Origin of the sequence: Pseudomonas sp. BIGb0176 (genome assembly GCF_024810175.1) — a bacterium.
GTDB lineage: Bacteria > Pseudomonadota > Gammaproteobacteria > Pseudomonadales > Pseudomonadaceae > Aquipseudomonas > Aquipseudomonas protegens.
Genome location: NZ_JANUEC010000002.1, coordinates 936,434 through 955,736 on the forward strand (window position 1 = coordinate 936,434; position 19,303 = coordinate 955,736).

The 19,303-nt window shown below is 60.3% G+C and carries 25 protein-coding genes and 2 pseudogenes; 2 read left to right on the forward strand and 25 right to left on the reverse strand.

Annotated elements, in window-relative coordinates:
- Window positions 1–79: 79 nt before the first annotated feature.
- The 4 genes from M2395_RS15270 to M2395_RS15285 all read right to left on the reverse strand — a co-directional run bounded on the left by M2395_RS15270 (window position 80) and on the right by M2395_RS15285 (window position 3,767).
- Window positions 80–430, reverse strand: coding sequence for a phage holin family protein (locus tag M2395_RS15270; RefSeq protein ID WP_011059558.1), 351 nt, complete (start codon window positions 428–430; stop codon window positions 80–82).
- Between the two features lie 517 nt (window positions 431–947).
- Window positions 948–1,694: an XRE family transcriptional regulator gene (locus M2395_RS15275; RefSeq protein ID WP_019093195.1), complete on the reverse strand. Its 747-nt coding sequence runs from the start codon at window positions 1,692–1,694 to the stop codon at window positions 948–950.
- Between the two features lie 374 nt (window positions 1,695–2,068).
- Complete coding sequence (gene umuC / locus M2395_RS15280; RefSeq protein ID WP_123430167.1) at window positions 2,069–3,349, reverse strand: translesion error-prone DNA polymerase V subunit UmuC; 1,281 nt, start codon at window positions 3,347–3,349, stop codon at window positions 2,069–2,071.
- A complete protein-coding gene (locus M2395_RS15285) occupies window positions 3,342–3,767 on the reverse strand; it encodes a LexA family transcriptional regulator (protein WP_123430166.1) in 426 nt (141 codons plus the stop codon). The genes umuC and M2395_RS15285 overlap by 8 nt, the downstream gene beginning before the upstream one ends.
- Before the next feature lie 97 nt (window positions 3,768–3,864).
- Here M2395_RS15285 and M2395_RS15290 point away from each other — a divergent pair.
- A pseudogene (locus M2395_RS15290) lies at window positions 3,865–4,088 on the forward strand (DUF159 family protein); the annotation flags it as partial.
- Here the strand turns inward: M2395_RS15290 and M2395_RS15295 are convergent.
- The 4 genes from M2395_RS15295 to M2395_RS15310 all read right to left on the reverse strand — a co-directional run bounded on the left by M2395_RS15295 (window position 4,060) and on the right by M2395_RS15310 (window position 5,245).
- Window positions 4,060–4,230, reverse strand: coding sequence for a hypothetical protein (locus M2395_RS15295; RefSeq protein ID WP_185057761.1), 171 nt, complete (start codon window positions 4,228–4,230; stop codon window positions 4,060–4,062). The pseudogene M2395_RS15290 and the gene M2395_RS15295 overlap by 29 nt on opposite strands.
- Window positions 4,227–4,544, reverse strand: a complete 318-nt coding sequence (locus tag M2395_RS15300) for a hypothetical protein (protein WP_123430165.1) — start codon at window positions 4,542–4,544, stop codon at window positions 4,227–4,229. The genes M2395_RS15295 and M2395_RS15300 overlap by 4 nt, the downstream gene beginning before the upstream one ends.
- 171 nt (window positions 4,545–4,715) lie before the next feature.
- Complete coding sequence (locus M2395_RS15305) at window positions 4,716–4,958, reverse strand: hypothetical protein (protein ID WP_123430164.1); 243 nt, start codon at window positions 4,956–4,958, stop codon at window positions 4,716–4,718.
- A 59-nt stretch (window positions 4,959–5,017) separates the two neighbouring features.
- Complete coding sequence (locus M2395_RS15310) at window positions 5,018–5,245, reverse strand: hypothetical protein (RefSeq protein WP_123430163.1); 228 nt, start codon at window positions 5,243–5,245, stop codon at window positions 5,018–5,020.
- A 486-nt stretch (window positions 5,246–5,731) separates the two neighbouring features.
- Here M2395_RS15310 and M2395_RS15315 point away from each other — a divergent pair, with 486 nt between their 5' ends.
- A complete protein-coding gene (locus M2395_RS15315) occupies window positions 5,732–6,112 on the forward strand; it encodes a type II toxin-antitoxin system RelE/ParE family toxin (RefSeq protein ID WP_123430162.1) in 381 nt (126 codons plus the stop codon).
- A gap of 19 nt (window positions 6,113–6,131) precedes the next feature.
- Here the strand turns inward: M2395_RS15315 and M2395_RS15320 are convergent, their stop codons facing one another.
- The 17 genes and pseudogenes from M2395_RS15320 to M2395_RS15400 all read right to left on the reverse strand — a co-directional run bounded on the left by M2395_RS15320 (window position 6,132) and on the right by M2395_RS15400 (window position 19,299).
- Window positions 6,132–6,443 carry a helix-turn-helix domain-containing protein gene (locus M2395_RS15320; RefSeq protein ID WP_123430161.1) on the reverse strand — a complete coding sequence of 104 codons (312 nt, stop codon included), beginning with the start codon at window positions 6,441–6,443 and terminating at the stop codon, window positions 6,132–6,134.
- Window positions 6,444–6,800: 357 nt separating this feature from the next.
- Window positions 6,801–6,974: pseudogene (locus tag M2395_RS15325) on the reverse strand (site-specific integrase); the annotation flags it as partial.
- 98 nt (window positions 6,975–7,072) lie between these two features.
- The gene (locus M2395_RS15330; protein WP_123430160.1) at window positions 7,073–7,588 is read right to left on the reverse strand and encodes a lysis system i-spanin subunit Rz; all 516 of its coding nucleotides are present in this window, start codon (window positions 7,586–7,588) and stop codon (window positions 7,073–7,075) included.
- Complete coding sequence (locus M2395_RS15335) at window positions 7,585–8,136, reverse strand: glycoside hydrolase family 19 protein (RefSeq protein ID WP_123430159.1); 552 nt, start codon at window positions 8,134–8,136, stop codon at window positions 7,585–7,587. The genes M2395_RS15330 and M2395_RS15335 overlap by 4 nt, the downstream gene beginning before the upstream one ends.
- A 27-nt stretch (window positions 8,137–8,163) precedes the next feature.
- Window positions 8,164–9,207, reverse strand: a complete 1,044-nt coding sequence (locus tag M2395_RS15340; RefSeq protein WP_123430158.1) for a phage late control D family protein — start codon at window positions 9,205–9,207, stop codon at window positions 8,164–8,166.
- Between the two features lie 61 nt (window positions 9,208–9,268).
- Window positions 9,269–9,475, reverse strand: coding sequence for a tail protein X (locus M2395_RS15345; protein WP_041118641.1), 207 nt, complete (start codon window positions 9,473–9,475; stop codon window positions 9,269–9,271).
- On the reverse strand, window positions 9,450–10,295 hold the full coding sequence (locus tag M2395_RS15350) for a phage tail protein (RefSeq protein WP_185057760.1): 846 nt from the start codon (window positions 10,293–10,295) through the stop codon (window positions 9,450–9,452). The genes M2395_RS15345 and M2395_RS15350 overlap by 26 nt, the downstream gene beginning before the upstream one ends.
- 9 nt (window positions 10,296–10,304) lie before the next feature.
- On the reverse strand, window positions 10,305–12,869 hold the full coding sequence (locus tag M2395_RS15355) for a phage tail tape measure protein (RefSeq protein WP_123430157.1): 2,565 nt from the start codon (window positions 12,867–12,869) through the stop codon (window positions 10,305–10,307).
- 141 nt (window positions 12,870–13,010) lie between these two features.
- Entirely contained in the window at window positions 13,011–13,316 is a 306-nt protein-coding gene (locus M2395_RS15360) for a phage tail assembly protein (RefSeq protein WP_041118644.1), read from the reverse strand.
- Window positions 13,317–13,327: 11 nt separating this feature from the next.
- The gene (locus M2395_RS15365) at window positions 13,328–13,837 is read right to left on the reverse strand and encodes a phage major tail tube protein (RefSeq protein WP_041118645.1); all 510 of its coding nucleotides are present in this window, start codon (window positions 13,835–13,837) and stop codon (window positions 13,328–13,330) included.
- A 12-nt stretch (window positions 13,838–13,849) separates the two neighbouring features.
- Window positions 13,850–15,016: a phage tail sheath family protein gene (locus M2395_RS15370; protein ID WP_041118646.1), complete on the reverse strand. Its 1,167-nt coding sequence runs from the start codon at window positions 15,014–15,016 to the stop codon at window positions 13,850–13,852.
- A 99-nt stretch (window positions 15,017–15,115) separates the two neighbouring features.
- Entirely contained in the window at window positions 15,116–15,499 is a 384-nt protein-coding gene (locus tag M2395_RS15375; RefSeq protein ID WP_080774201.1) for a phage tail assembly chaperone, read from the reverse strand.
- On the reverse strand, window positions 15,496–17,187 hold the full coding sequence (locus M2395_RS15380; protein ID WP_123430156.1) for a phage tail protein: 1,692 nt from the start codon (window positions 17,185–17,187) through the stop codon (window positions 15,496–15,498). Before M2395_RS15380 ends, M2395_RS15375 begins: the two co-directional genes overlap by 4 nt.
- Window positions 17,184–17,873, reverse strand: coding sequence for a phage tail protein I (locus M2395_RS15385; RefSeq protein ID WP_123430155.1), 690 nt, complete (start codon window positions 17,871–17,873; stop codon window positions 17,184–17,186). The genes M2395_RS15380 and M2395_RS15385 overlap by 4 nt, the downstream gene beginning before the upstream one ends.
- A gap of 1 nt (window position 17,874) precedes the next feature.
- Window positions 17,875–18,756, reverse strand: a complete 882-nt coding sequence (locus M2395_RS15390; protein WP_123430154.1) for a baseplate J/gp47 family protein — start codon at window positions 18,754–18,756, stop codon at window positions 17,875–17,877.
- Complete coding sequence (locus M2395_RS15395) at window positions 18,753–19,079, reverse strand: GPW/gp25 family protein (protein WP_123430153.1); 327 nt, start codon at window positions 19,077–19,079, stop codon at window positions 18,753–18,755. Before M2395_RS15395 ends, M2395_RS15390 begins: the two co-directional genes overlap by 4 nt.
- 4 nt (window positions 19,080–19,083) lie before the next feature.
- Window positions 19,084–19,299 (reverse strand): hypothetical protein, encoded by a 216-nt coding sequence (locus tag M2395_RS15400; RefSeq protein ID WP_058433787.1) that lies wholly within the window; start codon window positions 19,297–19,299, stop codon window positions 19,084–19,086.
- Between the last annotated feature and the right edge of the window lie 4 nt (window positions 19,300–19,303).

Genomic DNA, 19,303 nt, shown 5'->3' on the forward strand with positions numbered 1-19,303 from the left:
CCAGAATCAGGCCGAAGCGGCCCCGGCGGCGAAAGCCCGGGGCGCACGACCGTGTTGAGGGCGGTAGCCGCCCGGTGAGTCAAGGCTGGTCCGAATGGGAATCCCGGGAAGGCGGTTCGCATACCCCGATGCGCTTGGCCGCCCAGCGCTCATAAAGGCCGATGGCGACGTCGGCGCCGGCCATGGCGGTCAGGCAACCGAAGGCGCAGGCGGTCCAGATCGACACGCCGGCGGCATACAGCAGCATGATCGCCGAGACCCCACAGACCACGCAGGCCCCGGAGCGCAGCGCCAGGCGCCGCAGCAGCGACCAGCCACGGGCGCCCTCCTTGTCGGCGCGCCACATTTCGCCGGAAACGCCACCGACCAGGGCCAGGACGATGACCAGCCAGATCGGCATGTCCAGCAACGCTTGTTGCTCGTTTGTCATTCACGTCTCCCGTGCGGATTGAGGCCAGCGAAATGGCCGGTTGATAGAAGGCTGATAACGATGTTTCAAAGGGTCCCTGTCTGTTGGTGGCCCACGTTAGGCAGGCATTCCAAAAAGCCCGGTCGCCCGGGCTTTTCAGTAATGCAAACCTTGGTCTTTCGGCACTACTGGTGCGGTACGGACCCATTCAAATTGTTCCTCCGACCGCGACCCTGTCCGCCGGATAACTGCTTCTGGTGCTTTACGCTGCACACCCGGGCCAGTTGCCAACCCTCTGAACCGTCGAGGCCGGTTCATCGCTGCCTTTGCTTTGCCACTAAAGAGCGTCTTTGCAGCCGCTGTTGCGCGGCTTGAGGCTCATATTATGCATTCATGCATATGCAGTCAATGCGTAAATGCATTTATTTATGCACAGGATTTGCTGGAATGCATGGAAGGCGCATAAACAAAGGGCTGGGGATTTTTCGCGGGCAAAAAAAAGCCCGCTCAAGGGCGGGCTTTGTTCAAGAGGGCTGGCTTAGCGAGCGTACATGCCCCACCAGAAGACGTGACCGAGGATGCTGATCTGCTCTTCCTGGATCTCCTGGAAGCTGTAGTCCTCATCCGGGTGTTCATCGCGGTTGAAGCTGCGCAGGCGGATCCCTGTAGGTAGGCGATACAGCTGCTTCACCCGCAATTGGCCGTTGTGGTTGATCGCGTAGAGGTCGCCATCAACGATGTCGCCAATTGCGCATTTGCCGGCATTGACGCCCACCGTGGCGCCGTCCCGCAGCACCGGCAACATGCTGTTGCCACGCACCGTGACGCACTTGGCCTGGTCGAACTGCACGCCGTTGTGCCGCAGGCTGCGCTTGCCGAAGCGCAGGCTGGCGCGCTCGCTTTCCTCGATGACGAATCTTCCTGATCCAGCAGCCAATTCAACCTCACGCAGAAAAGGAACCGACACCTCGTCGTCATCGACAGGGGTATCGTCGTCCCACAGGCTTATGTCCTTGAGTTCCGAATGAATCTCGTCACGGGGGGCAGCAGCCCGGGCAGGCGCGATATCCACGCGCCCACGCAACTGGTCGGTGCTCACCTGGAAGTATTCGGCGATCCGCGAGATGTGCTTATCCGAAGGATCGACGATCTTCCCGCTGAGAATCCGCGAGAGGGTGGATTGAGGCACACCGGTGCGACGGTGAAGCTCCGTGGGGGAGATTCCGTCACGATCCAGCAGCTCTCTTAAGACAGTAGAAACGTTGCGTATTTGCATAGAACGCATATTGCTTGATCTTTTGCGCAATGACAAATGCTGATTTGCATATATGTAATGCATTTACCGGACAACCACAGGAGCGCCTTGGTGCCTGCGAGGCCGGGGCACCCATGGTAACCTTGCCGCCATCTGCAAAAAGCCGAGCCCAGCGCTCCTTTGCTTCACCCATTCAACGAATCCGCCTGAATACCAATGAGTAAAAATACCTCCGATCTGTCCTCCCACACGCCGATTGTGCTCGGGTATTAACGCAAAAAAGCCCTACAGCCCCGTGTAAAAAGGGCTATAGGGCTTTTTCGACGCAGCTGGATATATGGTTGCTTGGCATTAAATGGCATTGATTGGCGTACAGATTGCCCCATTTTTGCCCCACGACATCCTCAATTGCAGGATACCTTCCAAAGCTGATCAAGCTTTGTCGTGTAACTCTGGCTCATCATCTCCCGCCGCATCCCCCAATCGGGGTTTGTAGGGACGCTGGCAGCACGGAGTGTGCCCCTCCCCCAGCGACTGTTGATCTGGTCCAGAACCTTCATAACCTTGTCGGTTTCCGACGGTTGCGCCACTGCGAAGAGATCGCCGGTGTACTCGCCTGGTTGGCATAAATTCAACAACATGACCTCGGCCTTACTGTATTTGAAACCCGGCCTGAAAACGCGGTCCAGCGCTTCCACAGCCATTTTCGTCATTAGCCGGACGTCGTTGGTTGGATACGGCAGCTCTACCAGGACACCGTTTGCATACTTGGCTTCCTCGGGGTTAAACATGCCCGTGCGAATGCTGACGCGGATTTTCTTACACAATGAGTTCTGAGCCCGTAGTTTTTCCGAGGCTCTCATCATGTAAGTGGCAACCGCCTCCTTGATAGGAGCCAACTCGGTTAGCCGCCTCCCAAACATCCGGCTACAGCAGATCTCCTGTTTCGGCGGATCTGGCTCGTCCAGTTCCAGGCACGGCGTGCCCGCCAGTTCCCGGGCCGTCTTCTCGATCACGACACTGAAGTTCTTGCGCAAAGTCCACGGATCGGCCTTGGCCAGGTCCATAGCAGACTTGATTCCCATCCCGTCCAGATGCGCCTTCATCCGCCGGCCGATACCCCACACCTCGGCGACATCAGTGTTTCGCAACACCCAATCTCGCTTCACGTGATCGGTAATATCTACAACGCCCCCAGTGTGCGTTTGTAGACGCTTGGCAGTGTGGTTTGCCAGCTTGGCGAGCGTCTTTGTAGACGCGATCCCTACACCAACCGGAATGCCTGTACAGCGCAGCACCTGGGCCCGGATCTGCCGGCCGAACTGCTCAAGACTATTGATCCCCGTAAGATCAGCGAAGGCCTCATCGATGCTGTAGACCTCGACCGCCGGCACCATCGACTCGATCAACGTCATCACTCGCTCACTCATGTCACCATAAAGCGCGTAGTTCGATGAGAACGGAACGATGCCGTTCTGCCTCAGCTTGTGCTTGATCTGAAAATACGGCTCTCCCATTTTGATGAAGGGCTTTGCGTCGTAGCTGCGCGCAATGACACAACCGTCGTTATTGCTCAGAACAACAATCGGCACCTTTGCCAGATCAGGGCGAAACACTCGCTCGCAACTGGCATAGAAGCTATTGCAGTCAATCAGGGCAAACACCGGCTCATTGTGTTTAGACATGGCTGCGTACAGTGCCAGTGATCACGCCCCAGATTGACAGCTCATCACCCTCAAGGATGTAGCGGGCTGGGTACTTGGGGTTTTCCGAAAGCAAGACCACCTCCGACCCACGCTTGCACAGTCGCTTGCATACCGGGTCGTTGTTCAGCAACGCCACCACAATGTGGCCATGGGCAGGTTCTATCGAGCGGTCAACAACCGCCAGGTCGCCTTCGAAAATGCCTGCGCCCTGCATACTCTCCCCGGTGATGGAGATCAGGTAAACGTGCGGTGCACGAATATTCAGGATCTCATCAAGTGAGATATGTGCCTCGATGTGATCCGCTGCAGGAGAAGGAAAACCAGCGGGCACCTGGAATAGACAAAGGGGCAGCTTGAGGCCGCCTTCGGAAGCAGGACCTAAAATGACATAACTCATGACGCACGACTTCTTATAACTGTACGAATATACAGTTAACTTGGGGAACACCTTGCGGTCAATTTTGCATAGGAAATATCTGATAGGCGGGCGAACTATGTGCGGACGACTTTCGCAATACAGCGACTTCACGACTTCGTCGCAACTCTCAGCATGCCCGAGGCCCTAATTAATAAAGTCGGTGATCAGCCTCTGGGGCGCTACAAAGCAGCGCCGACAATGCAACTCGCCCTCTGCCTCATCACCGCCGACACGTCACACGTTGACGCTGTGCGGTGGCGGCCGCACTGGGCTACCGATAATCGAGGACGGCCAGCCCCTTGGCCAACTGGGCGTGGATCAACTGCAGATTGGGTGCCTGAGTGATCGCCAGCAGGGCGACGGTGGCCGCGTCTTGTAGGGTAGCCGGAGACAGGTAGTCGCCCCGGACGCAGGGCTCGGCGTTACCGTAACGGGCGCTCATGGCTGAAGAGCCCGAGCTTGAGCCATGAAGTGCTGAGCTTGATCGGCAGCTAAAGCGCCGTCCTTAACGAACTGTGCCAGCCACTCCTGCAACTTGGGCAGGCTGTTTTCAGAGCGTTTCGCCAATTGACTGCCCAGGGCCAACACCATGCCGCGAAGCTGCAGCTCATTGCGGATACAGGCCTTTCGATAGTCGATTGCGCCCATGATACCTTGGGTAATGGCCGCTTCGGCCGGGTGATTGCGATGCATGTCGGCCAATCGCTGGCTAAGGAAGCGGGCTTCAAAATCTGGATCAATGCCATCGCCGTTCATGATCGGAGTCCTTTCGAGTGACGGGCCGGCACCGCGTAAAACCAACCCCCCGGGTGTATGGGTGTCCAGTCTAGGGGGGCGTGGAAACCGGGGTCCACAAAAAAGGCCCCCGCACCTGGCTTAGGTGGAGGGCCTATTTGACATAGCACACGTTATTCGTAGCGCGGCGGCCTATTCGGCTGCGCTGGCCTGCTCGAGCGCTGCGTGCACTGCAACGGACAGACGGAACAATGCCTGATGGTACCGCTTTTCTTCGCTAGCCATTTCAGCTCGAAAATGGCGGATCTTTTCAGCGTTCCGGGGTTGTTCATTCTGTAGATAAGCAATCTCATTGTTCGCGGCCCTCATCGCCTGAATCGCTGCCTGTACGGCGTCACTGGCGGGCTGGAGCAGGGCGGTGTCGATCATCGGCATAGCGGGGGTTCCTTTCCTTTGGGATTAAGTCGTTACGGGTAACGCGGGCCGGCACCGGCTCACTCACGGCCGGCGGTTTCCCACGACAGCGGCTCACCTTCGCACTCACCGAGCGGACCGGCCAAGGTGTAATCAGCTCCAGGGCGAGTATCCACCTGATACGGCGGGCAGGCCCAGCTCCACGCCTGATCCCAGTTTTCCCCCGGCTGGGCGCCGGCCTGGACCTGGGCGTCCGTCAGCGGCGGCAGCTTTTCGAACTCCAGCCTTTTCGTGTCGAGCATCGGCATGAGGGCCTTGCTCACTTAAGGTTGGAGGCACCGGCTTGGGCGAACCAGGGGCGCAGGTGGGGGACTTTAAATCTGCGCATCACTTTGAAAATGGGCTCTAGAGCCGTGACGGAATCGAGCACTTTAAAGCCGACCAAATTTGTTCTTTTTTTGCCCTTCAAAAAAAAAACTCACAGCACGGCGAGAAGCGCTGCGCGCATGTAACCCCTTATTTAGCAAGGCTTCAACGCCTGAGCCCAAACATCATGGGTAAGTTCAATCGTATCAACATGCCATGACGCGATCGCTAGTTATATTTTCTGGTAATATTGGCGAGTCGCTCAGATTTCTGAGATGACGTACGGCTTGCCGACTGAACAAAACAGGAAGCAGGCCGGGGAGTGTTCCACCGAATGAATCGGTAGACGCTCTGACCATCCATTAACGAGGAAATCGTAATGAAAACATCACCTTATTCTTTAATTTTCCCAGGGGGGAACAGCCCAAATGGCAACACGCGACAGCAACACCCACGACACCCCATCTAAGATTCGCGAAGTACGGTTCTACCCGGATAAGGCGGGCAAGAAAGAAATGCAAGAAGTACCTGTCAAGGTGCGGAATGTATTCCTGACAAACCTCAACTTACTCATGGTAGGCGAAGAGCCGGCGTGTGCGTTTGGTACATTGAGTTCTTTGGGCCACGGCATCTACGAACTCAAGATCAACGGCTCACCAGCTTGGCGCTGCATCTACTACACCGGCTTACCAGGGCAGATTGTAGTGCTGCATACCTGCAAAAAAACTACGAACGGAGTGGATCGACAGCTCTCGAACGTGGTCGAGAAGCGTTTAGCCGCCTTGAGGTCTGAACTCAAGACAGGCTAATCGTGGAGAAAGCGGTGCTTTAGAGCATCGCTTTTTTTAGGTTCATCACCAACGGCTGCGCTTTGTTTTCAGGGTCAAAGTCAGCGTCCAGCTTGTAGCCAATTCGGACCAGCATTTGCAGCAGCGCATCAATCGAGAACTTATCCAAGTAGCCTTTGAACAGGTTGCTCATGCGCGGTTTGGTCACGTTCAGGTGCTGGGCGGCCGTAGCCTGATTCCAGCCTTTCTGGCGGATCAAGGTAATAAGCACCATGAAAAGCTGCGTCTTCAGGTGCTGCAGGTTGTATTCCACAGGGTCATCTGTGAACAGTTCGAATAGGTTCTGGCTCATGGTAGTCCTCCGATAGTCAATGGAGGGAAACTCTCAGTATGTTTCGCTTGAGTGCGGATCGTAGAGAAAGCATGCAAATCAGTTTCACGACTTTTTGCAGCTTAACGACTGTTAACGACGTACGGCCAATACTATTATCTTTTCTGGTAACACTGCAATAGTTGTTATGCCAAAATTCTTGCAGAAAAAAGCGTCAAAAAACTATTCTGATTCTGAGCTTGGCTGCCCGAGGCTCTAGCCGGGGCTTGGGCCTGCTCATTTGCTTAATCGTTTAAGCGCTTTCCTTAGGCTCTGACGGTGACGAAGCCCGCCTATTCCGGACGGTCGGTCAGAGCGCCACTGCCGACATTGAACAGAATACAGCACGTCTGCAACCTCCAGCAGGGCCAGCTCGGTGACGCGGATACCGGTCGTGTGTGCGAGCCAAAGCGACATCACGTCGCGCTCTGGTAGTCGGCCAGTTGCGGATGCAACGTGAATAAGGTGTCTGAATTGTCCAGGGCGTAGCGAAGTGGCAAGGCGGGGAGTCATATGGGCTCTCTGTAAGGATTGCGCGGGAATCGCAATGAATCTATAGAGAGTGGCCAGCGGGTCTCCTGAATTGCTTACAGGCAAGCCCGCTGTAGAGTTCACGGAAAATTCTCGCGTACGTACGTCTGACATGCCCGCAAAGCGATCAATCCTTGGTCACCGTCTCCGGCGATGGCGACAATTCGTTGAGCAGCCGCTGGGTCAAGTTCGGCTCGCGCTCTTCCATGAACCACGCCGCAGGTGCTGGCGGTCGCTGACACCCCACCGCTACCACCCGAGGCGGCGGTGTTGAGAAGGACTGACAGCCGCAGGTCAGCAGTAGCAAGCCGATCACGCAGGCGAGCCTGGTTCGTTTGTGCATCGCGCAATTCCTTGTAGTGGGTTTCGTCATTCGCCTGCAGGCGGTCCTCCAGCGCCCGGCGGGCGTCCTGCTGGGTTTCCTGCCAGTTGATCACTGCCGTAGCGGCCTGCTCGCGATCAGTGCCGTACGCCTCGGCCTGGGCAGCCAGATCCTTGCCGTAGGCGTTGGCCTGCCACGTCCAGGCGCCCCAGCCGCCCAGGGCGAGCCCCAGCACCAGGGCCAGAACCGGCAACAACCATCCCGGGGCCTTCAAGGCAGCACCTTCAATGCACGCTGATACAGCGCCTCACGATCCGACAGGCCGTTGGTCCCGCCGTTAATGCGCTTGGTGATGGTGAGAAAGTCGCTCTTATCGGCAAGGCTGTTCAGGCCCGCACGCTGCCAGAACCAACCCGCCGACAGCGCGGCATAGACCGGGGTTTCCAGCAGCTCCGGGGTGTTGAGCAATCGAGCATCGCCAAACAGCGCCTCGCTGCAGGCTTCATAGTTGGCCCGCCCAGTGACCTGGATGAGCCCCCTGCCCCGGTACTTCTGGCCGTCGCCATCCGCTTCGGGGGTGTTACCCAGGCGCTTGGCCAGGGTGCCGGTGTCGTACTTGCTCAGGTACTGATTGCTGCCCAGTTCGCGCACATACAGGAGCTGGCCTGACTCGTGGCCGATCTGCGCGATGAACGCAGCCATGCGCAGGCGGGTGATGATTGCGTACTTGCTCATGGCGGCGTTGAGAGCTGGAACAAAAACGCCGGCTTTAGCGCCGGCGTTGGGGAGGATCTGCAGCAGCTGCTGCGCGGTAATGGTCATACGTGATTTCTCCAGTGGTGATGGGGTTTAGAGCTGCTCGACCCTGAGCGGCTTGGTTGCTTTCTTTTTCTTGCCCTTGGCTTTTGCTTTGCCCCTCTTGCCGCCGTTGCACTCGACCGTGGTGCTCCACCCAGACTGGGTGAACACCTGCTCGACCGAGTCCACCAGGTACTCACCATCTAGGCCGACCTTGAAGCCTTGGACATTGATCATGCGCTCAGCGAATAGATCGGTTCGGCCAGGCATCTCCAGGCGCACGCCGGCGGTGCTGCGGTTGAATGCAGCCAACCGCGCCTTGGCGGCCTGCTCGGCAGCGGACTTGTTCGGATAGATATGTCGGTCGGTGTGCACCGGCGGCAGGCCGTCCGGCGAGTCCTCGTTGCTCAGGTCGACGACCCGCAGCTTTCCGCTCTTCTTGTCCTGGTGCTTGGTTTGCACCGCCTTGTGGGTGCTCTTGTCACCCAGGCGGAACTGATAGCGGCTCACATCGCGGCGGGTGATGGTGACGGTGCCAAAGGCTTTGCCGCTCGCGCTCTGCCCGGCCTGCCGAGGTAGCACCAGCAGCTTGCCGTCGGCCACCTTGGCTGTGCAGTCGTACTGCTTGGCCAGGCGGGTGATGAAGTTGAAGTCGGATTCGTTGAGCTGGTCGACCCGGGGCACCTTGGTGGTCACCGTGCACACTGGCTGCCAGCCGTTGCGGGTAGCCACATCGCGCGCGATCTGCTGCAGCGGGACGTCTTCCCAGCTACCGCTGCGGGTGGTCTTGCCACTGCCACGCATGTCGCTGGCCTTGCCCCGGATCTCGATAGAATCAGGCGGCCCCGTCACCACGACCTCGTCCACCATGTAGCGCCCAAGGCGGGTCAGTGACTGGCCGGCGTAGCCCATGAACACCTCGATGCTCGCGCCCCGGCTGGGCAGCGCCACCGCACCGTCGCGGTCGTCGATGCGCAGCTCAAACTCGTCCGACTCCATGCCGGGCTTGTCCGAGGTGCGCAGGGTCAACAGCCGGTCATTGATCAGTGCGGTGATGTTCTTGCCGTCTGCAACGATTCGGAACTCAGGTTTCATTGCTCATGCTCCAGAAATGGAAAACCCCGCACATGGCGGGGCCTGTAGGTGACTCTGACAATCAATCCCAGAGCAGCACAGAGGAATCGGCCTGGCTCGGCAGATCCGGCAGTACGATCAGCAGCCCAGCCCGGAACGGCTGGGGCTCATCGGCCAGCCCCTGGTTGGCATCCAGTACCGCTTCGACACTGCCATTCAGGTGCCCGTAGTACTGGTGGCACAAGGTGTCGAGCAGATCCCCGTCAGACGTTCTGCATGTCGTCGCCATAGCTCACAAACTCCATTGAAAAGCCCTGCTTACGCGGGATGCCCCCGGCCAGCAGATGGCTCTGTTCTTCCTCAAGGCTGGTCAGGCACCAGGTGCCCAGCACCTCGCCATAGCCCGTGGTCAGGCTCAGCGGCTGCAGGCGCCGCCCGATGCTGCGCAGCTTTTGCAACTGACCCAGCCCACCCTTGAACCCAGGAAACACCGCGCCCTTGAGGGTAATTTTGTCGTCGCCCTGCCCCACCGCCTGCTGCGCGATGCTGCGGGTTAGGCGTTCCTGACCAGCCCAGCGGAACCCGGTCTGACGCCGCAGCTCTTCAAAGGCAGCGGTGTCGAGGTTGAAGTAAAAGGCTGCACCGGCAGCCCGGAACGGCTGAATGATCAGCAGGTGCGGGAACGGCTTCACCGCCTCGGCGGCCGGAGTACCCAGGCCGCCGAACGATCCGGTCGAGAAAATGTTGCCCAGGGATGGGCTGATCTGCCCGCCGATCCGGTTGATAGCGGCGCCGGCCTTAGCGGTCTGCTCCTGCAACGTACCGAGCCGCAGCTGGATCTGCCCCGCCGCCGACACGGCCTGGCTGTACTTGGCCGCCACCTCACCGACCACAGACTGCGCGGCGGTGATGCCGCGCAAGGTCCGCTGCAGCTTGGCGCCTATCTCAGGCCCCACAAACGGGATGTTCTCCAGCTCCGAGGCAGCACCGGTAATCTCGCTGATGGCTCCGTTCAACGGGGTCAGCATGCCATCCGCACTGCTGCGGCCCGCCTCCCCCGCCTCGACCAGGGACTGGAACCCTGACTGCAGTTGTTCCATGTACGCCATGGCACCTCCTTAAACGTGTGGTTCGTCCGACAGCTGACGAGCCGCAGCCTGGCGGCTGTACTCGTCGAACATCCGGCGCATATAAGGCTCAACCTCCCGGGCCACCTGAGCCGGGTCTTTAACGTCCCCCTGCACCGTGACCTGCAGGCTCGGCGAGAAAGCAAATTGCTGGTCGACCTTGGGCACCTGCTTCGCAGGTTCGGGCGCCTTGAGCATTGCCGGCACAGCAGCCGACGGTGAGGCGGTCCCCATGGAGCGCACCACCTGACCCATCATCGGAGGCGTCTGCCCGGTCTTGAACGATTTCGCGATGTCCCCCAGGACCGGCGGGATGTCCTTCCCGGCATTGGCCAGCATCAACGGGCCCGCTGCGGGCATTCGCTTGAGCGACTCATCAGAGCCGAACATCGACTTGCCAGCAAAAGAGCCCAGGGCATCACCTCCCAGGTAACCGACAGTGCCCCCGATGGCAGCACCGATAGCGCCCCCGATGGCAGTGCCAAGCCCTGGAACGACAGAGCCAATGGCCGCACCGGCAGCCAACCCCATTTTTGTCCCGACCAAAGCACCCGCCAGCCCCCCAGCCGCGCCGCCATAGCCCTCTGCTTTCTCGTCCTTGGTTTTGGCATTCTGATAGGTGTCTGCAGCCTTGATGCCGGCACCCAGCACAGACAGGAAGGCCCCGCCTTTGACCACCGGTGCCAGCCCCTTGAACAGGGAACCTGCACCTTTTAAGGCTGCCGAGCCTAAACCCACCGCACCCTTTGCAACGGTCCCCACACCGCCCCGGCTAAAGACACTCCTGAGCGCCCGCCCGACACTACCAAGTCGGCCGCGCCCCGCCCTTCCTGCACGGGAGCCCCTGCCACCTTTGCCTCCCTTCTTGTCCTTACCACCATCGACGTCGTAGTCGCCACCACCCAGTCCACCTGCGTTGGTGACAAACACCCGCTGGATCACGTTCGGGTTACCCATCAACGAGCCCCGGGCGACATTGAGCAGGCCCTTGCCGATCTTGAAGGCGGACACCACGCTCTTAAGCGCGACCAGCCCTGCGCCCAGGGCGGTGATCCCCATCACCAGGGGCGGGGCTTTCTCCGCCAGCCCAGTCAGTGACCTGGCCACCGTGGTGATGTGCTTGGCTACCGCATCTGTTGCCGGCCGCAGAGCGTCCCCCACGGCCCGCATGCCGTCGTTCATCGCGTGAGCTGTTTCGGCCCACAGTTGCGAGGAGGTCTCGCGGCGCTCTGCCAGGTTCTTGTCGAGAATGCCACTGGCGCTCAGGGAGTCTTTCTTGAGCTGCTCGTACAGCTCCCGGTTCTGCGAGTACGCCGTCAGTGCCGCCTTGACTTGCATGTCGGAGAACAGGTCACCGGTGCGCAAGGACTGCTCCAGAGCGTTCAGCATGGCCTTGGCTTTGGCCGGATCCGCCTCCTTGCTGATCTTCGCCTGGGCCTCGGCCATCTTCGCGGCCTTGGCCGGGTCGGTGGCCTTGATGTACCGCATGGCCAGCTCAAAGCTCGACTCCAAGGTCGACATACCTTTCTGAACACCGGTACTCAGCGAGGCCTGGTAATCAATACCGGCATCCTTGTACGCCTTGACCACTTCCCCGGAACCGATTTTCTCCATCCAGTTTTTCAGGTTGTTGGCTGCCTCATCGGAGCCACCGGCAGTCTTCATCTGCACCTGCAGCATCGAGCCCAACTGACTCACCGCATCCATACCGGTGATTTCCATCTTGCCCATGCCCGCCAGCAGCTGCGGAAACCAGCGCGCCATGTCGGACGCCTCAAAGCTGCCCGCCTGACCCTGCATCGCGATGGCTTCCAGGGCCTTCTCCATGACCTTCGGGTCGCTGATCTTGGCGTTCTGCTCCAGCGCCTGGATCATTTTGGCGGTGTCCTCACCACCCGAGCCCTGGCCCACGGCGAACTTGGCCGCCACCGGCGCATAGGACAGCGCCTTGTCCAGCTCCATCCCCGCACCAACCAACTGATTCACCAGCTCGGCCACGTCGTTGCGGCCCATTCCAGTGTCTTGCGAGGTCTGAATGATGGTGCGGTTCAACTGGGCTTCTTGTGGCTTGTTCGCCACGTCGGCCTTGATTGCGATGTCGCGAATGATCGCCTGATAATCCGCGCTGATCTTGGTCGGAATGGCTACCGCCCCGACGCCGGCCACGGCCTGGCCAATGCTGGACTTTAGACCCTCCTTGCCCTGCTGGATTTGCTGGTGCCCCTTGAGCTGCAGATCCGCACCCCGGGCCACTCGACCGAGCGCCTGATATTCCTGGCGCAGCTTGTTGACCTGGATCCCTTGCTTCTGCAGGGCACTCAGATTGCCCTCTAGCTTGCGCAGCAATCTATCCGCCGAGGCGGCACCGGTTTCATGGGCCTTCCTCCACTCGTCACGAAGACGCATGGTTTCGCCGATGGTGCTCTTCAGCACCTTGGCCTTGTTGCCTTGTTCCTCCAGCTTCTTGATCCGGCCCTCAACCGTCTTGAAGGCGGCCCCTACCGTCGAACTGACGGCGCCACCGATCACCAGCCCTAACGCGATATTCCGTGCCATACGATCCACCTACGCCCGAGTTGATGGGCTCAGTCCGTGAGCCACCAGACCATGTCGGAAAACCTCATGGTCATGATTTCCTCGGCGGAGAAATGCAGCTCGCACGCGAGCCGCTTCGCCGCCATCTTCATCACCGCCGGGTCAAAGTTCGTCGTCTTGCACCAGGCGAAAATAGCCGGCCTGCAGGCGCTGGTAATCCTTGAGGGTCATGCCCTCCAGATCCTTGGCGCCGACCTCGGCCAGGCTGGAGAACAGCATGAGTTCGCGCTGTTCGTCGTCACTGCCGGCGGCAGTGTTGGCGGCGCGCACATCGCGCACGGTCGGTGCGCGCAGGGTGACCTTGTCGCAGACAACGCCATTCATCTCCACCGCCTTGGTGAGGGTCACGACCACGCTCTCGGCGCTCAGGGTCATCCAGGCCGGTGTCTTTTTCGCTACTTGAGTCATTGCTGTTTTCCTTACAGGCCAAGGGCCGAACGTTGCGCGGCGAGCTGGTCGACGCCGTTGATCACGCGCTTCATGCCCAGCGCATCGATCTCGTAGATGAGGCGGCCGTCGACTTCGAGCTTGTAGTAGGTCAACGCCACGTTGTGTTTGATCTCGGCCTTGTCGCCGGCCTTCCAGTCGCCCATGTCGACCTCCTTGAGCATGCCGCGCAGGGTGACGATCACCGGGGTGACCTTGCCCTTCAGGCCCTTGAAGGCACCCCGGAACACGCCGTTGAAAGCGGTGCCGTCGGCCAGACCGAAGAGTTTCAACGACTCGCGCCGCACGCCAGTGGTGGTAAAGCCGGCCTCTTGTTTTTCCATGCCCATGTCCAGCTCCACCGGCAGATCCATTCCGCCGGCCCGGTGCTCCTCGGTCTTGAGCGTGAGCTTGGGCAGGGTCAGGCTCGGGACGTCGCCCTGGAAGCTAATGCCATCGGCGAACAGGTTCATGTTCGCCAGGGTTTCGGGAATCATTGCCATTGCTGCGGCTCCTTAGGCGGCGGAATCGAGGACTTCGGTCAGCCACTGATTGGTGACCTCGACGCGGAAGTTGGGGTTTTCGGCGGGCGGTACGTCGGTAAAGCGGATGTTCCAGTACACCTTGCCCTGCTCCAGCTGGCTGGCGGTGTTGAGCTCAGTGTCCGCGTAGACCTCAAAATTGATGATCGCGCCCTGGTTCTTCAGATCACGCATGAAGGCCTGCAGGCCCTCGGTCACATCCTTGACATAGGTCGCAGTGATCGAGCGGTCCACCGCCCATTTGTGGCCGAAGAGGATCGCGTCCATGACGATGTCCATGGTTCGCACTCGCGTGACAAACGCCCACTTCGGATCGCTCGACAACGTGCGGTTGCCCCACAGCCGAAAGCCCGCATCACGAATGATCGTGGTGATGTTGGCGTTGTTCAGCAGGTTGGCCCGGCAAGTCTCATCCCCATCCAGAAACTCAATGGGCCGAGTGGTGCCGGTGAGGCCGACAAACTCCTTGTTCGACGGTGAAGCCCAGAAGCCATACTCGTTGTCGGTCCAGGCGAACAAGCCCGCGGCCCAGGCCGAGGCCGGCGCATCAACGGTCGCGCTCTCTCCGGTGTCCCAGTACTGAATCCCAGGGTCAACCAGATAGGCCCGCTTGGCGCCGAAGTTTTTCGCGTACTCCATGGCCGCCTCGTCGGTGGTGTTGGGGCCGTCGAGGATGGCCAGGCCACGCAGCTTGTCGGCCAGTGTAACCATGGCTGTACCGACCGCCTGGGTCGAGCTGTGCTTGGGGGTGACCAGCAAACGCGGCTGGGCGTTGAAACGGCTCTTGCCGTCGAGCAGCGCTTGCAGGCCGGTACGCTTGCCGCTGGCCAGCACCCCACCGATGATCGCCGAGGTCTGCTGCGCGGCGTCCTGAACCTTGGTCACACCGCATGCAACGATCACCGCCTTGGCGCGCTGGTAGATAGCCTTGCAGGCCTTGGTGATGGCCGCATCCGGGCCCCAGGCCGCGATGGCCTCGCGCTCGTTGGTGATCAGCAACAAGTCGTTGGCCTTGGCACTGAAGTCGGGGCCTTCGGTGAAAGTGTCCACCAGGCCGATGATCGAGGACGACGGCAGCGAGATAGTGCGCGCGCCGGTGTCCACGTTGGTGACGGTGACGCCGTGAAAAAAACCACTCATGGATAAGCTCCAGACATAAAAAAGCCCCGCATGAGCGAGGCTGTGGGAGGAACGGGCGCCGTAGCGCGGGAAAGAAAACGCCCCGTCAATGCCGGGTGTTTACTCAGATTGCTCGGCAATCCAATCCGGGGGCAGTGGCCGATGGTCGACGGCCGGAAATTCAGCCCCGGCCGGCCAATCGCGCAAGGCGCGGATGTAGGACAAAAGCTCGGCGTATTGCTGGGCCGTTATGGTGGTTTCAATGGCCAATTCGACCTCATCACGATGTCGATCACGTACCCAGGTCACCCGGACAATCTCCGCATCACGCCAGGCACGCTCGGCGGTATCAGGGTCGACCGTTCGCATGGACTGGAGAGCCAGGAAATTCAGGTACCGAGCGTCGTCATCAGCAACCGCAACAATGTCCGTCCAATAGCTTTTGTCGGGCTCAGCCTCGAAGGCAAAACGAACAATCCCATCAATCACTTGAAGGTGCTTCATATGAAATAACCTGTGATGAAAGCGTTAAATATTGGCGTACCCGAGGCCGCGTTACTTGCCGACACCCACCAAGTCTGCGGCGTAATGATGGCTAGGTTTGAAAATGCGGACGTGTACAAGCCGCCTCCAGTGCTAACCGTTGCGGTTTGCCGCGCAAGCCCAAAGCCGGTAGCGGCGGAATAGATATCCATCGAGACGGTGCCGACACCTGAGCTCCCCAAGCCCATCAGCCCGTTTGCGCGCACGGCGTTAAGGGGAACCGCACCTGCTAAAGGAATAGGGGCAGAGGTAATTGCCGCCGCCCCGTTAAGGATTTGCCTCGCGCCTACCGTGACCATTCGATCTTCAACGAAACAAACATCGAAGTTGCCGGCGCCACCGGTCGGCACGACGGTTAACAAAGCGGACGCTGTGAAGCCGGGGGGAGCGTTAGCGCCACCGTAAAGCACTGGGGCAACCGCAGCCGTAGCATTCACGGCCATCAGGCTGCGCTCATTCGTGTTCGGGCTATACAGCGCATACAAAGCGACATATCCATTCACTGGCGATGCGCCGACATCCATCGCCCCCAGCCCCTTGACCGCCGACGCGAGATTGACCACCTGACTGAACGCTTTGAGCCGATAGGACTTGCCGGCAGCGTCTTGCAGCAATACCTCATCAGCGATAAAGGTGGCATTGGCCGAAGCCTGTGGCACATTCATGCGCCCTCTTGAGGCGCCCGCCATTGGCCCCATCGCCTCGATTTCAGCCTTTGTGTAGGCGTCTTTTATGCCGGAGGCAGCCAGTGTTTCCGGGTTCGTTCCCGCAATAGCACGACCGAGCTTATCCACGGTCAAGCTACGGTAGGTCCCAGCGACGATACCCGTACGCCCTGCTACCACCTCAAAGCTCAGTGCAGTAGTGCCCAGCACAATCGGCCCATCCGTCGAGAGCAGCCAGAGGGAATCAGCGCCTGCTGTACCCTGCTCCACCGCAACGAGCAGCCCTGGAGTGACCTTGGCGCTGCTGTCTGCATCGGCGGCCCGCTTCCAGATCTCGCCTGTGAGGTAAATTCCATTGTCTTTCGAATGGACCTGGTCCTTCACCAGCACCCGCGAACCCAAAGGCACCGGAATCCCGTCAATCGTCGGGGTCCCCGCCAGCTGAATCGGACCCGTGGTCGCCACCAGCACCGACGCCTTGGCGTCCTGTCGGTTGACCGCATCGACAATCGAGTCATCGACATATTGCCGGGTGGCCAGCACCACGGCCGGGTCGATTTTCAGCACCACGCTGGCCGCACTGGACACGATGAAGTTCATGCGCACGACCTGGGTTCGGCCGGAGCCCTGGGACATCAGCGGTTTATAACTCGGGGCACAGTTCGCCACCGCGACCAAAGCGCCGTCAGCGTCATACAGGCCAATCTCACGAATCCACCAGCCCCCCTCGTCGGCCGGGATGATCTGCTCGGCGACAATGATATTCGGGTTTGCCGGGTCTACCGACAGCTTGTTCAATGGCCGGCGCCGGCGCTCGTTGATCAGTCGAGTTTGCGCCCGGTCGGGGATTGGGTCGGTGCCGTTGGCATCCCCCACCCCCATCTCTGTGAGCTTCCAGGGTATGCCCAAGGCGTCGGCGTTGGCCTGCTTGGCCTCACCAGCCGCCGTAAGAATTGCGAAGAACTGACTGTTCGGGTCAATCATGGGTAGGTGTCCAGGTAGTCGATTGAATGTTCATGCCCAGGGGCGCCGATGTAGCAAGTCAGGGCAATGGCCCCAACGGCAGGCGGATAAACGTCGACGCTGTCGGTTGAGTCCTCGCGGCCGGTGTTGCCGAGGATGCCGATCGTGACGATGTCGCGTAGCACGGGCGGATACACGTCGATTTCGTCGCCGAGGCTCAGCGCCACACCGAGATTCAGTGCGCCCTTGGTTTCAAGGCTGATCGCCAGGCCGGTCAGGTGCCTGGTGACCGGCTTGGCATCGTCGATCAGGCGTTCCAGCTCGCGATACATCTCCTCAGTGATCCCGGTTTCGAGAACACCGACCTTCAGGGCGAAGGTCCCGGGCACGCCCTGAGGCACGGTGTTGAACCACTCGATGATCTCGATCAGGTAACCCAAGGGCTCCACCACCCGCCGCAGCGCACCGATGGTGCCCTTGCGTGCATGGATGAAAAACGAGGCTTTGATGGCGCTGCGCTTGACCGGCTCCGACCAGTTCGGGTCCCAGCGGTCCACCGACCAGGCCCACGCCAACTGTGAGAGCAGGTGCGCCGGACAGGTGTCGGGGTTGTAAAGCGTGCGCAGGATACTGGCCGTGTCCTGGGTGTTGACCGCCTCCAGGCCGCGCTCCAGCGCCGTGCTGTTGATGGGGAGTAGGCTCGGCATGTCAGGTCCCCAGCTTGATGCTGTAGCCCGTGCAATACGCCGCTTGGGCTTGGGTCGGGGCCAGGTCCTGCCAACCCAGCAATTCCACCCGGGCCACACCTGCGACATGCAATTGCGCATCGATAGCCGAACGGGCGACCTCGACGCCCAATCGCTTGCGCGGGTTCATCCAGGCTTTGAACCTGCGTTCTGCCTCCACCAGCGCGGCATCACTTTCCGGGCCTGGGCCTTTCATGTGCAACACCGCATCCACGCGGTAGCGCAACACCTGGGCACTCTGCACAGTGACCCGATCCGCCACCGGCCGCACGTCGTCATCATTGACGGCCCGGGCAACAGCAGCGAGCAGTTCAGGTCCAGCGGTGCCGTCGCCCTCCAGGCTCAGCACCGACACGGTGACGCAGGCCGGGGCCGGGCTTTCTGCCGATGCATCCGCCACCAGCGCCGAGGCACTGCGGGCGTGTAGGATGTAGCTGTTGCGCGGCCCGGCGGTGGTCAGCCCCTCGTAAGCCAGCTGGACGCGCTCGCGCAAGGCGTCGTCGGACTCCTTGACCTCCTCCAGCGGCGGCACAGCGAGGGGATCTCCGGGCTGGATCACCAACCGGGCCAACTTTACGTTGGCCGCCAGGTGATCCAAATCAGAGCCCTTGGCGTGGGCCAGTAGCAACGCCTTGGCCGCGTCGTTGATCCGCGCCCGCATCTGCATGTCGCCATACGCCACCAGCTCCAGTTGCTTGACGACCGGGTCACTCTCGAGCGCGGCGCTCCAATTCTCCCCCATCGCCAGGCGGAACAGCGCCAGCTTGCGCTGGTACAACTCTTCATAGTCCAGGGGCTCCAGCACCTGCGGCGCCGGCAGGGCCGACAAGTCCAGTATGCTCATGCCGTCACCTCCAACACTGCGCTATCCCCCAGATACTGGCCGATCAGTTGAAAGCTGATCTGGCCACCCACTACCGCCACCACCTGCACACGTTCCAGCTTCAAGCGCGGCTCCCAGCGCAACAGCGCCCGGGCCACCTCGGCCTGGACGGCGCTTTTCCAGCCGCCGGTGACGGGCAAGTCGACGTAGCGGCGCAGGTCGCTGCCGTACTCCGGACGCATCCGCCGGCTGCCCAGCGGCGTGGTCAGGATGTCCTCGATGGACTGCCGCACATGCTCAAGGCCCGACAGCGGCTGGCCCGTTCGGCGATCCATTCCGATCATCGCGTCACCCCTGCGGCTGTAAATCCGAGTGCGATCGCAGGTAGTCCAGCGCCACCTGGTCACCCACCTCGGCCGTTACCTGGCCCTGCTTCACCGGCAGTTGACGGCCGTCCGGTAGGATCAGCACGCGGGAGGTATAGAGGGTGTCGCGGAACACCGAAGCGCCGGGCGCTGCCGGCTCCCCGCCGGTTTGCTCGGCGGGTTTCTTGGTAGTGATCATGTTT

What these genes read in the sequence shown, in the direction of transcription:
- M2395_RS15270 (WP_011059558.1), bottom strand. Translation starts at nt 430, where the DNA reads ATGACAAACGAGCAACAAGCGTTGCTGGACATGCCGATCTGGCTGGTC.
- M2395_RS15275 (WP_019093195.1), bottom strand. Translation starts at nt 1,694, where the DNA reads ATGCGTTCTATGCAAATACGCAACGTTTCTACTGTCTTAAGAGAGCTG.
- umuC (WP_123430167.1), bottom strand. Translation starts at nt 3,349, where the DNA reads ATGTCTAAACACAATGAGCCGGTGTTTGCCCTGATTGACTGCAATAGC.
- M2395_RS15285 (WP_123430166.1), bottom strand. Translation starts at nt 3,767, where the DNA reads ATGAGTTATGTCATTTTAGGTCCTGCTTCCGAAGGCGGCCTCAAGCTG.
- M2395_RS15295 (WP_185057761.1), bottom strand. Translation starts at nt 4,230, where the DNA reads ATGAGCGCCCGTTACGGTAACGCCGAGCCCTGCGTCCGGGGCGACTAC.
- M2395_RS15300 (WP_123430165.1), bottom strand. Translation starts at nt 4,544, where the DNA reads ATGAACGGCGATGGCATTGATCCAGATTTTGAAGCCCGCTTCCTTAGC.
- M2395_RS15305 (WP_123430164.1), bottom strand. Translation starts at nt 4,958, where the DNA reads ATGCCGATGATCGACACCGCCCTGCTCCAGCCCGCCAGTGACGCCGTA.
- M2395_RS15310 (WP_123430163.1), bottom strand. Translation starts at nt 5,245, where the DNA reads ATGCCGATGCTCGACACGAAAAGGCTGGAGTTCGAAAAGCTGCCGCCG.
- M2395_RS15315 (WP_123430162.1), top strand. Translation starts at nt 5,732, where the DNA reads ATGGCAACACGCGACAGCAACACCCACGACACCCCATCTAAGATTCGC.
- M2395_RS15320 (WP_123430161.1), bottom strand. Translation starts at nt 6,443, where the DNA reads ATGAGCCAGAACCTATTCGAACTGTTCACAGATGACCCTGTGGAATAC.
- M2395_RS15335 (WP_123430159.1), bottom strand. Translation starts at nt 8,136, where the DNA reads ATGACCATTACCGCGCAGCAGCTGCTGCAGATCCTCCCCAACGCCGGC.
- M2395_RS15340 (WP_123430158.1), bottom strand. Translation starts at nt 9,207, where the DNA reads ATGAAACCTGAGTTCCGAATCGTTGCAGACGGCAAGAACATCACCGCA.
- M2395_RS15345 (WP_041118641.1), bottom strand. Translation starts at nt 9,475, where the DNA reads ATGGCGACGACATGCAGAACGTCTGACGGGGATCTGCTCGACACCTTG.
- M2395_RS15350 (WP_185057760.1), bottom strand. Translation starts at nt 10,295, where the DNA reads ATGGCGTACATGGAACAACTGCAGTCAGGGTTCCAGTCCCTGGTCGAG.
- M2395_RS15355 (WP_123430157.1), bottom strand. Translation starts at nt 12,869, where the DNA reads ATGGCACGGAATATCGCGTTAGGGCTGGTGATCGGTGGCGCCGTCAGT.
- M2395_RS15360 (WP_041118644.1), bottom strand. Translation starts at nt 13,316, where the DNA reads ATGACTCAAGTAGCGAAAAAGACACCGGCCTGGATGACCCTGAGCGCC.
- M2395_RS15365 (WP_041118645.1), bottom strand. Translation starts at nt 13,837, where the DNA reads ATGGCAATGATTCCCGAAACCCTGGCGAACATGAACCTGTTCGCCGAT.
- M2395_RS15370 (WP_041118646.1), bottom strand. Translation starts at nt 15,016, where the DNA reads ATGAGTGGTTTTTTTCACGGCGTCACCGTCACCAACGTGGACACCGGC.
- M2395_RS15375 (WP_080774201.1), bottom strand. Translation starts at nt 15,499, where the DNA reads ATGAAGCACCTTCAAGTGATTGATGGGATTGTTCGTTTTGCCTTCGAG.
- M2395_RS15380 (WP_123430156.1), bottom strand. Translation starts at nt 17,187, where the DNA reads ATGATTGACCCGAACAGTCAGTTCTTCGCAATTCTTACGGCGGCTGGT.
- M2395_RS15385 (WP_123430155.1), bottom strand. Translation starts at nt 17,873, where the DNA reads ATGCCGAGCCTACTCCCCATCAACAGCACGGCGCTGGAGCGCGGCCTG.
- M2395_RS15390 (WP_123430154.1), bottom strand. Translation starts at nt 18,756, where the DNA reads ATGAGCATACTGGACTTGTCGGCCCTGCCGGCGCCGCAGGTGCTGGAG.
- M2395_RS15395 (WP_123430153.1), bottom strand. Translation starts at nt 19,079, where the DNA reads ATGATCGGAATGGATCGCCGAACGGGCCAGCCGCTGTCGGGCCTTGAG.
- M2395_RS15400 (WP_058433787.1), bottom strand. Translation starts at nt 19,299, where the DNA reads ATGATCACTACCAAGAAACCCGCCGAGCAAACCGGCGGGGAGCCGGCA.